Source organism: Chryseobacterium sp. SSA4.19, assembly GCF_022601875.1.
In the GTDB taxonomy this organism is placed as follows: Bacteria; Bacteroidota; Bacteroidia; order Flavobacteriales; family Weeksellaceae; genus Chryseobacterium.
This window is the reverse complement of sequence record NZ_JAKVIP010000005.1, coordinates 106,955-118,870: the sequence shown is the minus strand read 5'-3', so window position 1 is coordinate 118,870 and position 11,916 is coordinate 106,955. Positions and strand designations below refer to the sequence as shown.

General features: G+C 37.8%; 12 protein-coding genes and 1 tRNA gene. All 13 read left to right on the top strand.

Translation table 11 applies throughout. The features are described from left to right. Positions 1 to 71: 71 nt before the first annotated feature. Positions 72 to 773 carry a 4-hydroxy-tetrahydrodipicolinate reductase gene (dapB, locus tag MKJ01_RS04930; protein ID WP_241612216.1) on the top strand — a complete coding sequence of 234 codons (702 nt, stop codon included), beginning with the start codon at positions 72 to 74 and terminating at the stop codon, positions 771 to 773. A 109-nt stretch (positions 774 to 882) separates the two neighbouring features. Beyond that, positions 883 to 2,541: a signal peptidase I gene (gene lepB, locus MKJ01_RS04925; RefSeq protein WP_241612213.1), complete on the top strand. Its 1,659-nt coding sequence runs from the start codon at positions 883 to 885 to the stop codon at positions 2,539 to 2,541. A 66-nt stretch (positions 2,542 to 2,607) separates the two neighbouring features. Further along, on the top strand, positions 2,608 to 3,225 hold the full coding sequence (locus MKJ01_RS04920) for a WbqC family protein (protein ID WP_241612210.1): 618 nt from the start codon (positions 2,608 to 2,610) through the stop codon (positions 3,223 to 3,225). Between the two features lie 80 nt (positions 3,226 to 3,305). After that, entirely contained in the window at positions 3,306 to 4,982 is a 1,677-nt protein-coding gene (locus MKJ01_RS04915) for a S8 family serine peptidase (protein WP_241612208.1), read from the top strand. Between the two features lie 123 nt (positions 4,983 to 5,105). Then, the gene (locus MKJ01_RS04910) at positions 5,106 to 5,600 is read left to right on the top strand and encodes a lipocalin family protein (protein WP_241612206.1); all 495 of its coding nucleotides are present in this window, start codon (positions 5,106 to 5,108) and stop codon (positions 5,598 to 5,600) included. A 25-nt stretch (positions 5,601 to 5,625) separates the two neighbouring features. Beyond that, the gene (locus tag MKJ01_RS04905; RefSeq protein WP_241612204.1) at positions 5,626 to 6,315 is read left to right on the top strand and encodes an OmpA family protein; all 690 of its coding nucleotides are present in this window, start codon (positions 5,626 to 5,628) and stop codon (positions 6,313 to 6,315) included. A gap of 105 nt (positions 6,316 to 6,420) precedes the next feature. Beyond that, positions 6,421 to 7,308 carry a decaprenyl-phosphate phosphoribosyltransferase gene (locus MKJ01_RS04900; protein WP_241612202.1) on the top strand — a complete coding sequence of 296 codons (888 nt, stop codon included), beginning with the start codon at positions 6,421 to 6,423 and terminating at the stop codon, positions 7,306 to 7,308. After that, positions 7,305 to 8,621, top strand: coding sequence for an FAD-binding oxidoreductase (locus MKJ01_RS04895; protein ID WP_241612200.1), 1,317 nt, complete (start codon positions 7,305 to 7,307; stop codon positions 8,619 to 8,621). The genes MKJ01_RS04900 and MKJ01_RS04895 overlap by 4 nt, the downstream gene beginning before the upstream one ends. Before the next feature lie 5 nt (positions 8,622 to 8,626). Continuing rightward, complete coding sequence (locus MKJ01_RS04890) at positions 8,627 to 9,352, top strand: SDR family NAD(P)-dependent oxidoreductase (RefSeq protein ID WP_241612198.1); 726 nt, start codon at positions 8,627 to 8,629, stop codon at positions 9,350 to 9,352. A 64-nt stretch (positions 9,353 to 9,416) separates the two neighbouring features. Continuing rightward, positions 9,417 to 10,004: an HAD family hydrolase gene (locus MKJ01_RS04885; RefSeq protein WP_241612196.1), complete on the top strand. Its 588-nt coding sequence runs from the start codon at positions 9,417 to 9,419 to the stop codon at positions 10,002 to 10,004. A gap of 105 nt (positions 10,005 to 10,109) precedes the next feature. Next, on the top strand, positions 10,110 to 11,285 hold the full coding sequence (locus tag MKJ01_RS04880) for a cysteine desulfurase family protein (RefSeq protein ID WP_241612194.1): 1,176 nt from the start codon (positions 10,110 to 10,112) through the stop codon (positions 11,283 to 11,285). Positions 11,286 to 11,367: 82 nt separating this feature from the next. Continuing rightward, on the top strand, positions 11,368 to 11,685 hold the full coding sequence (trxA, locus tag MKJ01_RS04875) for a thioredoxin (RefSeq protein WP_241612192.1): 318 nt from the start codon (positions 11,368 to 11,370) through the stop codon (positions 11,683 to 11,685). 126 nt (positions 11,686 to 11,811) lie between these two features. Beyond that, positions 11,812 to 11,885, top strand: a tRNA-Asp gene (locus tag MKJ01_RS04870). Positions 11,886 to 11,916 lie beyond the last annotated feature (31 nt).

Sequence of the window (11,916 nt, the reverse complement as noted above, 5' to 3'; positions counted from 1 at the left end):
ATACAGAACTGTTTTTTAGGATGTGATGCCTTCTTTAACTACATGAAGCAGGAACAGAAAATTAAATACATATGAGAATAGCATTAGTTGGATACGGTAAAATGGGCAGGATCATCGATGAAATTGCGACCAAAAGAGGTCATGAAATTGTTGCTCGGTTAAAAGAAACCCCGACTGCTGAAAATCTTAACAATCCGGATGTAGCCATTGAATTTTCCTTACCCGAAGCCGCTTATGAAAATATTAAGGCTTGTCTTGAAAATAAGGTTCCGGTGATCTGTGGAACTACAGGATGGCTGGAAAGAAAATATGAAATCGAACAGCTGGCAGTTAAAAATGATACCGCTTTTTTATATGGCTCTAATTTCAGCTTAGGTGTTAATCTGTTTTTTGCCTTAAATGAAAAGCTGGCTGACCTGATGAAAAATGTAGACGAATATTCCTGCCAGCTGGAAGAAATTCACCATGTTCATAAAAAAGATGCACCAAGCGGAACTGCAATTTCTATTGCAGAAGGAATCTTTAAAAATAATCCGAAATTCGATGCCTGGAAGCTGGAAGAGACTCAGGGAAATCAATTGGGTATTTTTGCCATCCGCAAAGATGAGGTTCCGGGCACCCACAGCGTGTTTTACAGAAGTGAAGTAGATGAGATTGAGATCAAACACACCGCTTTCAACAGGAACGGATTTGCATTGGGAGCAGTGGTTGCAGCAGAATGGATTAAGGATAAAAAAGGAAATTTCGAAATGAAGGATGTTTTGGGACTTTAATTTTGTAACAAAATCCCTACATTGCGGACTAATAGTAAGTCATAATGAGCTGCAAATTACTTATTGCTCATTACCAGTTACTCAAATTATAGATTAGGCACAAAAATTTATGAATTATTTTTTAACTTATGCAGTATATGTTCTCATTTTGTCTGTATTGATGGGAATTTCCACCTGGAAGCTGTTCAAAAAGCTCGGGTATAATCCGTTATTTTCTTTTATACCTTTTTACAATTACTTTATCATTTTAAAAGAAGCGAAACACCCGACGTGGTGGGCTGTTTTATCATATTTGCCAATTGTAGGACCGATTATGATGACTGTCTTTCATATTTATTTAATGAAGAAATTTGGGAAAAGTCCTCTTTTAACCGCCATTCTTCCATTTATTTATATGGCAAGCGCGAACTATTCTAAAAATGCAGAGCTCATTGATGAAACTGAAGATGATCTTTATTTAACAGATGAAGAAAAACTTGCAAAAGGTAAGAAGAAAGATTCTTTTTTAGGGTCTATTACATTTGCAGTGGTATTTGCTACAATCATCCATGTTTTCGTGACACAGCCTTTCGGGATTCCGACGGGATCAATGGAGAGAACCTTGTTAGTAGGTGATTTCCTTTTCGTAAACAAATGGAGCTACGGATATAGACTTCCGATGCGTCCTTTAGCAATACCTTTTCTACAGGGAACTATAATGGATACGGGTGAAAAAGGAAACCCGAAGGATGATCCTAAATCTTATGTGGATGCTGTAAAATTACCATATGAAAGAATATTACAGTTTAATAAACCGCAACGGAATGATGTGGTTGTTTTTAACTATCCGCAGGATTCTGTACACACTGCAATCGACCGAAAAGATCCATATGTGAAAAGATGTGTTGCCACTGCCGGTGATACGTTTGAAATGAGAGCAGGAAGGCTTTTTGTTAACGGGAAACCGGAAACTGTTTTAGGCGATCAGGAAGTTCAGCACGCTTATACCGTAAGTACGGGAACCCAACTTGATATTCCCGGAATGTACAATACCTATGGATTCTTACCGGTGCGGGAAATGCAGAATGATAAAGGCGGATTTACTTACATGTTCCAGGGACTTACTGATAAAACGGCAAAAGACATTAAAGCCTTACCGAATGTTATCAGCATGGAGGAAAATATTTATCCTAAAGATTCCGCTACTATTTCACATAAATTAAATGCTGATAAAACAGCCTATACGAAAAGCATTGACACGACTCAATCCATATTCCCGATCAATAAACCATGGAACCAGGATTGGTACGGACCGTTGAAGATTCCTAAGAAAGGTGATGTCGTTACCATTAATGAGGAAACGCTTCCCGAATATCAATGGATTATTAAAAAGTACGAACATAATACATTGGAAAATAAAAACGGCAAAATCTTTATCAACGGAAAAGAAACCAATCAGTATACGATTCAGCAGGATTATTATATGATGGTGGGAGACAACCGTGATGCTTCTTTAGATGCAAGATTCTTTGGTTTTGTTCCTGAAGAAAACATTGTCGGAAAACCGATGTTTACCTGGATGAGTTTACAGGGAGCTTTCAAGGATGCGAGTTCTTCTTACCAGGCGCCCTTTAAAATACGTTGGGACAGAATGTTTAAAGCAACGAATACAGGGGAAGCGAATAAAACTTCATACTGGTGGATTGCAGTAATGATCCTAATCCTGTTTTTCGGATGGGAATATTTTATGAAGCTGTTCAGAAAGAAAAAGACTGAAGACGATTTATAACTTAAGTTAAATAAATATAAATAAAATGAAGTATTTGAAAAAATACTTCATTTTTGCATAATGAATATGAAGAATGTATTATTACCGGCATTTTATTTACCGCCGATTTCATGGTTTTCAGTATTCCTGGATCCTGAAAATGAAATTGTTTTTGAGCAGTTTGAAAGTTTTCCGAAGCAAACCTACAGGAACAGAGCCAATATTTACGGTGCCAACGGAAAATTATCTTTAATTATCCCGATCCATCATAATGGTAAAAGGGAGTTTAAAGACATTGAAATCTCTTACCGTGAAGATTGGAAAAACCTTCATTGGAAATCTATTAAAACCGCCTATCAGAGTTCTCCGTATTTTGAATTTTATGAAGATAAATTCAGGAAGATATTCGAGATAAAGGAAAAAAATCTGCTTGATTTCAACCTGAAAGCACTGGAAATTATCCAACAGATCCTGAAAACAGAAAAGGCATACTCTTTGAATTCAGAATACATCAAAAATCCGGAAGAAATCAGTTTCAGAGAGAGATTTTCAGCTAAAATTCCTTCAAAATTTGAGATGGATGAATACTATCAGACCTTCTCGGATAAGCTGGGGTTTCTGAATGACTTATCAATTTTAGACCTGATCTGTAACAAAGGGCCGGAATCTCTTACTTATATTAAAAATATTAAACAATCATACTGATATGAAACCGCTTGAGGCAAAAAGCTTTGGCAGATTTTGAAATTGTCGGTTCCATATAATTTAAAATAAAATATATACATATGAAAAAGGTATTATTAGCGGCTGTTTTTTTAGCAGGATTCAGCTTTTCCTACGCTCAGGAGGCAGAGGGAGGCGTAGGTCCGAAAGAAGATAAAGATCTTATGACCTGGTATCATAAAGATTTTGCCACAACAAAAGTGTACGGGGTTAATACGGAAAACGCATATAAATTTTTAGAATCTAAGGGTCTTAAACCGAAGACTGTAATCGTAGGGGTTTTGGACAGCGGAGTTCAGGTAGATCATCCGGGGTTGGCTAAAAATGTATGGACAAACCCTAATGAAGTTCCCGGTAACGGAAAGGATGATGACGGAAACGGCTATATCGATGATATTCACGGATGGAATTTTATCGGCGGGAAAAATGCAGATATTGACATCGACAACATGGAAGTGACCCGTGTAGTGAAAAAGTATAAGCCTGTTTTTGAAGGTGACGACTCTGCGAAAAACAAAGCCAATCAAGCCAAAATGCCCGAAGAGTTTGCCATGTACATGAAGGCGAAAGAGCTTTTTACTAAAAAAAGTGTTGAGGCCAGACAGAGTTTCCAGATGTATACAATGATTAACGATGCTATTCCTACCATGGTAAAGTTGTTGAACGGAAAACCGCTTACACCTGAAAATGTAGCTGCTATAAAGCCGACAGAACAGAAAGAAGCGATAGCTGTCAACATTCTTACTCAAGCCGCCCAAAACCCTGAACTCAAAGGTAAATCTGTAGCTGAATTTGAAAAATCAATCAGAAGCGAGATGAAAGAAGCACTGGATTATTTCGGACCTCAGTCAAAGCAGTATGACCTTGATTATGATCCTAGAAAAGAAATTGTAGGAGATAATTATGACGACTATTCTGAAAAAGCATATGGTAACAACCATTACGAAGGACCGGATGCTGAACACGGAACCCACGTAGCAGGGATTATCGCAGGACTTCCGAACGGAAAAGAAGTTCAGTACGGTGTTGCTTCAAAAGTGGCTAAAATCATGTCCGTAAGAACGGTTCCGAATGGTGATGAAAGAGACAAAGATGTCGCAAATGCGATACGATATGCAGTGGATAATGGGGCTAAAGTTTTAAATATGAGCTTTGGTAAGCCGGTTTCTCCCGGAAAGAACGTCGTTTGGGACGCTTTCAAATATGCTCAGGATAAAGGCGTTCTTTTGGTAAAAGCAGCAGGGAATGAAAATGAAGATGTTGCGGAACACCTTGCCTATCCTACCAATTTTAAAAATGTAACGGATGAAAAACCATTCGTAAACAATGTTTTGGTTGTAGGAGCAAGCACCAATGATAATAATGCTTTAAGAGCGAGCTTCTCGAACTTCAACAAAAAGATGGTCAATGTTTTTGCTCCGGGACAGGAAATTTATTCTACAGTTCCTCACAATGAGTACAAATATTTACAGGGAACTTCAATGGCTTCCCCTGTAGTGGCAGGAGCTGCTGCTGTATTGTTGGCCTATATGCCAAATCTGACACCGGCTCAGATCATAGAGTCTTTAGTTAAAACAAGCAATGTGAGCAGTGCCAATCAGTTTGGCGACTTCTCACAGGCGGGAGGTGTAATTGATTTGAAAAAAGCGGCAGAATATGCTTATGCCAATTTTTATAACGGAAAATCTGCAGGCTCAAAAAAGGCTGAAAAATCCGTAAAAAAGAAAGTTAAAAAATAACACATCTTCCTGTTTACAAGGTAGAATGATATAAAGTCCGGGAGTTCCGGACTTTTTTTATTTCCATTAAAATTTTGGCACGGTTTTTTGTGACTTTATTCTAACAAAATAATAAACAATACAATGAAAAAGTTACTATTTGCTGGGGTGTTGGGAATATCGCTTTTTGCAGTGTCCTGTTCCGGGGTTAAAAATGCAAAGACCGCCCAAACTCAGAGATCTGAATTTCTTCAAATGAAAGGTGACTGGCAGATTGTCAGCATTAACTACGATAAACAATTTAAGATTAAGCCTTTTGATGATGGTGTTGATGCACAATGTTTTGTGGGAAGCCATTGGAGACTGATTCCTAATAACTGGACCGGAGCATATACATTAAATAGAGGCGGAACCTGCGGAGCCGGATTTACACAGCCTATCAAGATTGATGTAGTGAGCGGAAACACGTTTAACTTTAAAAAGATCGCTGAAGGAACAAAAGCCAAACAGAATACGGCAGGCTATACCTTAACATTAATCAGCCAGACAACCGACCAGTTTTCCCTTGAACAGAACGTTCCTTTTGATGGGGAAAATGTCAGAGTGACTTACAACTTCGAAAGAACAGGAATGAAATAATTAAATTAATTAAATACCAAAAGAGATGAAATTTACAAAAACATATATAGGAGCACTATTTTTCTCATCAGCACTGCTGCTTACAAGTTGTGAAACTGTGAAAAACTCCAATCACCAGCAGAGAGGTACTGCCGTAGGAGTTGCTTCTGGTGCTGTACTTGGAGGAATATTAGGGAATAATGTAGGAAAAGGAGGAAATGGAGCGATAGGCGCCGTACTTGGAGGAATTATTGGCGGAGTTGCCGGTAATGTTATCGGTAATAAAATGGATAAACAAGCCAGAGAAATTAAAGAAACTTTACCGGGAGCTGAAGTGGAAAGGGTAGGAGACGGTATTAAAATTACTTTGAATGAAAGCATTGTAAATTTTGATTTTGATTCTTCTGCACTGACAAGCACTGCAAAAACGAATTTAGACAAGCTTGCTCAGGTATTGACCAACAATCCTGATACTAACATTAATATTTACGGCCATACGGACAGTAAAGGTACAGACTCTTATAATATGAATCTTTCAGAAAGAAGAGCTAATGCTGTAAAAGCATATCTGTCAGGAAAAGGAATTGCCTCAGGAAGATTATTTGCAAAGGGTGAAGGTGAAAGCATGCCGGTTGCCACAAATGATACTGATGCAGGAAGAGCAAAAAACAGAAGAGTTGAATTTGCTATTACAGCCAATGAAAAAATGATTAATGAAGCTCAGCAGGGTCAATAGTTATTTACGATATCAATATTTTCATAATAACCGCTTTTGCGGTTATTTTTGTATTTTTATGCTTCCGTATTTTAAATCATTACTTTTGTATTTGAACTCATCTAAATGAAGAAATATTTAAAGCTGCTCCGCGTAGAGCAATGGGTGAAGAACCTATTTGTTTTTGTTCCTCTATTCTTCTCAGGGAATATCAAAAATTTTGATTTACTGACGAAAAGTATCTTTGCCTTTATTATTTTTTCAATGGCGGCCAGCGTTGTTTATATTTTAAATGATTATAATGATATTGAAGCGGATAAAAAGCATCCTGAAAAAAGAAGGAGGCCTTTAGCCAGCGGAGCTGTTTCAAAATCAAAGGCAATCAGTATTTTCGTAGGGCTTATTATTGCAGATATTGCTTTGGTTTTTTTTGCTCAGACTTATTTTCAGGAAAATTTATGGAAATTCGCAATTATTATAGGCTCATATTTTATAATGAATCTCGCTTATACCTTTAGATTAAAGCATGTTCCGATTGTGGATATTTCAATTATTGCTACAGGTTTTGTCCTTAGAGTGCTGGCAGGCGGTTCTATAACAGGAATCAGTATTTCACAATGGGCGATTTTACTGACGTTTGTGCTTGCATTGGTATTGGCGATAGGGAAAAGAAGAGGCGAATTGATCAACGCACAGGTTTCCGGAAAAACAAGGCGTGCATTGGATGGGTATAATGTACAGTTTGCCGATATTGCACTTTCTATTTCCATAACACTGGCAATTATCTGCTATCTGATGTTTACCTTGTCACCTGAAGTTCAGGCCAAGTTTCATTCCAGGGTTTTTTATACGGTACTTTTTGTGGTTTTTGCCTTTTTAAGATATCTCCAGCAAACCTTGGTGTATAACCGAACCGAATCTCCTACTAAAATTTTATACAGAGACCGATATATCCAGATCACTTTAATATTATGGGTTGCTGCATTTTTAATCCAAATTTATTTTAAAAAATGAAGCCGAATTTTATACAGAAAATTACCAATTGGGGCAACTATCCCATAGTGGAAAAAGAAATGAAATCGGGTGACAGTTTCCATAAGATCAAGGAATTTGTACTTGAAAACAATGAACTGATTGCAAGAGGAAATGGAAGATGCTATGGAGACGCTTCATTAGGTGAACATATATTTTCAACAAAAAAATTAAATAAATTCATTTCTTTTGACCGCCTGAACGGGATTATAGAATGTGAATCCGGTACTCTGCTTTCAGATGTGCTTGAGGTTTCAGTGCCACAAGGGTACTTTTTATATGTTACACCAGGAACAAAATTTGTTTCTGTGGGCGGAGCTATTGCATCGGATGTACATGGGAAAAATCATCACACGGAAGGCTGCTTTTCGGAATATCTCCTTGAATTTAAACTGATGATTGAGAACGGTGATATTATTACCTGTTCAAGAGAGGAGAATACAGATAAATTCTGGAGTACGATCGGGGGAATGGGACTTACCGGAATTATTCTGACTGCTAAATTCAAGCTTAAAACTATCCAGTCCGCCTATATCCGCCAGGAAAATATCAAAGCGGAAAACCTGGATGAAATTTTTACGCTGTTTGAGGAAAGTGAAAGCTGGACCTACACTGTGGCCTGGATCGACTGTCTGCAGAAAGGGAATAATTTAGGAAGAAGTATTCTGATGAGAGGCGAGCATGCTTTTCAGGAAGAGCTTCCTCAAAATTTAAGAGATCAACCTCTCCGGCTAAAGAAGAGATTTGAGCCAACGGTTCCCTTCTACTTTCCGGGGTTTGTTTTAAATACTCTGACGGTTAAGCTTTTCAATCTGCTGTACTTTAAAAGGCAGAGGAAAAAAGAAATTAAAAACTTTATAGATTATGAAACATTTTTCTATCCTTTGGATGCCGTGCATGAATGGAACAGGATTTATGGGAAATCGGGATTCATTCAGTACCAGGTGGTAATCCCTAAAGAAAGGGGTAAAGAAGGAGTAAGGAAGATTCTGGAAACTACTGCCCAAAGCGGAAGCGGTTCATTTTTGGCTGTTCTTAAGCTTTTCGGAAAGCACAATCCGGAAGCGTACAATTCTTTTCCCATAGAAGGGTATACACTGGCACTCGATTTCAAAGTGAATTCAAAACTGAAGAAACTGGTCGGTCAGTTGGACCAGATCGTGGAAGAGTTCGGCGGCAGAATTTATCTTACCAAAGACAGTATGAGCAAGTCTTCTTTAACGAATTATCTTAAAAATATCCAGAGCTCAAAATTTGTTTCCTTACAGCATAAAAGAATTATAAATAACAAGTAAACCCAATGATCGTTTTAGGAAGTACTTCGGAAGTTGCACAGGCTTTTGTGGAAGAAGCTCTCAGGAAAGGGGAAAGATTTGAAAAAATTTACCTTTTAACCTCAAATAAAGAAACTGCTGAGCGATTCGCACGGCATATCGATGTGAAATTTCTTCAGCAGGCAGAGGTCATTGAATTTGATCTGATGAAAGAAATCGATTATGTCCGGTTTGAAAAAATCAATTCCAGCCTGTTGTTTTGCGCAGTCGGATATCTGGGTGAAGGCACTGAAGAGGGTTTATATGACAATAAAAATACGGAAAGGATCATTGATATCAATTACTCAAAATTAATCCCGGTTATGAATTATTTTGCCCAGAGATTTGAAAGCAGGAGATCCGGAACTCTTATAGGGCTTTCATCAGTAGCGGGAGACCGCGGGAGACAGAGTAATTTTATTTATGGAAGTGCAAAAGCTGCATTTACGGCTTATCTGAGTGGATTAAGAAATTATCTTTTCGATAAGAAAGTTCATGTCATGACGGTAAAACCGGGATTCATGGCTACCAAAATGACCGAAGGATTGCCACTGAATCCAAAATTAACGGCAACCCCCAAACAGGCGGCTGCTTCTATTTTTAAAGCCTACAAAAAACAGAGAAATGTCGCCTATGTTTTGCCGGTCTGGGCTATTATTATGATGATCATCAGGAATATTCCTGAATTTATATTTAAAAAATTAAAGCTTTAACAGCTTAACCATTCAAATATGTTTTAGATCTTTACGTTACATAAAAATGAAATAGATAAGATAGATGAAAAAATTGTATTGTTTCGATTTTGACGGTACTCTCACGTATAAAGATACCATGTTTATGTATCTGAAATTTTACGATCCCACAAAATTCCGTTTGCAGTTTTTAAAGCATGTTCCGCTTTTTATTTTATTGAAATTAAAGCTCGCTGAAACTGAAAAGGTGAAAAAAAGTTTTATCGGTTCTATACTTAAAGGGCAAACCCAGGAAAAAATAGAAAAAAAATCACGCCAGTTTTTTGAGCAACATTATCCTAAGATCGTGCGTGAAAATGCTTTGGATTTTATTCAGAATATTGACCGCGACAATACCCAAAGTTTATTGGTTACAGCGTCACTCGATATCTGGGCCAAGCCTTTTGCAGAAGCCTTTCAGATGCAATTGGTTTCTACAAAAGCAGAATTTAAAAACGGCGTATTTAGCGGGAATTTTATTGGTAAAAACTGTAATGGGAAAGAGAAATTGTTGAGAATCCAATCTGAGATAAATGATAACAGATATGACAAAATTATCGCATTCGGAGATACTTCCGGAGATAAAGCAATGCTGGCCTGGGCAAATGAGGGACATTATCAATTTTTTCACTAATTTTGCATCGTGAAAATAGATTGATAAGAATTTCCGTAAAAAATTGGTTTTTCCATATCATCATAGCCATTAGATATTCCGCACAAATTAAATATTCAACGTAAAATGAATAAAATATACTTAGATAACGCTGCTACAACACCTCTTTCGGAAGAAGTTATCGATGCAATGGTAAGTACCATGAGAATGAATTTCGGTAACCCGTCATCTACCCACAGCCTGGGACAGGAAGCGAAAATTCTGATCGAAAACGTAAGAAGACAGGTGGCAGACTATCTTCATGTCACTCCTGCCGAGATCATCTTTACCTCATGTGGCACAGAATCTAATAACATGATCATTAAATCCAGTGTTGAGCACCTTGGAGTAGAGCGAATCATCAGTTCTCCTCTTGAGCACAAATGTGTATCTGAAAGTATTCTGGATATGAAAAGCAGAAAGGGAGTAGAAGTAAATTATATCCGTCCTAACCAGAAAGGCGATATTGATCTTGAAAAGCTGGAACAGCTCCTAATGGCTTCAGAAAAGAAAACATTGGTGAGTTTAATGCATGCCAATAACGAAATTGGTAATCTTACGGATATTAAAAAAGTTGCGGAGCTATGTAAAATCCACGGTGCACTTTTTCATTCGGATACTGTACAGACCATGGCTCATATGAATCTGGATTTTTCTGATATACCGGTGGATTTTGCCTCTTGCAGTGCCCATAAATTCCATGGACCGAAAGGAGTAGGCTTTGCATTCATCAGAAAGGCAAGCGGCTTAAAAGGAATTATTACCGGCGGTCCCCAGGAAAGAAGCCTGAGAGCGGGAACGGAAAATGTGGCCGGAATTGTAGGATTAGGAAAAGCTTTGGAACTTTCTCTTGCTCATATGGAAGATTATACGCGCCACATGCAGCAAATTAAAAGCTATGCAGCAGAAAAGCTTACAGCGGAGGTCCCTGGGATTAAATTCAACGGAAGGAGTGCTGAGATGGACAATAGCCTATATACTGTTTTAAGTGCATTACTTCCATATAAGAATCCGCTGATCGGTCTCCAGTTAGATATGAAAGGAATTGCCATTTCTCAGGGAAGCGCTTGTTCATCAGGAGCTTCAAAGCCTTCTATGGTGATGATGATGGTTTTATCCGAAGATGAAATGGATCATTGTACGCCGCTTCGCATCTCGTTCAGCCATATGACAGCGAAAGAAGATATTGATGCTCTCGCAGCGGCATTAAAGGAAATTTCAGCCGATTTTATTATAGAAAATACAAATGTTGAGCATAGATAGCAATATGCTTTAAATGGCTTAATTTTGGTGTTCATTTAAGCAAATAAATAGAATCATATTAATTTAAATAAAAAATAAAAAAATGGCTTTAGAAATTACAGATAGCTCATTTCAGGACACGGTTTTAAAATCAGATAAACCTGTATTAGTAGATTTTTGGGCGGTATGGTGCGGACCTTGCAGAACGTTAGGACCAATCATCGAGGAGGTAGCAACAGACTTCGACGGAAAAGCAGTCGTTGGAAAAGTAGATGTTGATAACAACCAGGAAATTTCTATGAAATATGGTATCAGAAATATCCCTACGGTTCTTATTTTCAAGAATGGCGAGGTAGTAGATAAGTTAGTAGGGGTTGCACCTAAAGAGGTAATCGCTGAAAAACTTAGTGCACATTTATAAAATAATAAGTTTGATAATGAATGCCTTCCGATATTGGAAGGCATTTTTTTGGGAAATAGTTTGCACATAAGGAAAAAAGTTGTACTTTTGCCATCACAAAAAAGAAACGAAGTTCTTTATAAATTTGATCCGGTAGTTCAGTTGGTTAGAATGCCGCCCTGTCACGGCGGAGGTCGCGGGTTCGAGTCCCGTCCGGATCGCAGAAGTTTTGTCAATTTCTTTTTAAAAAAT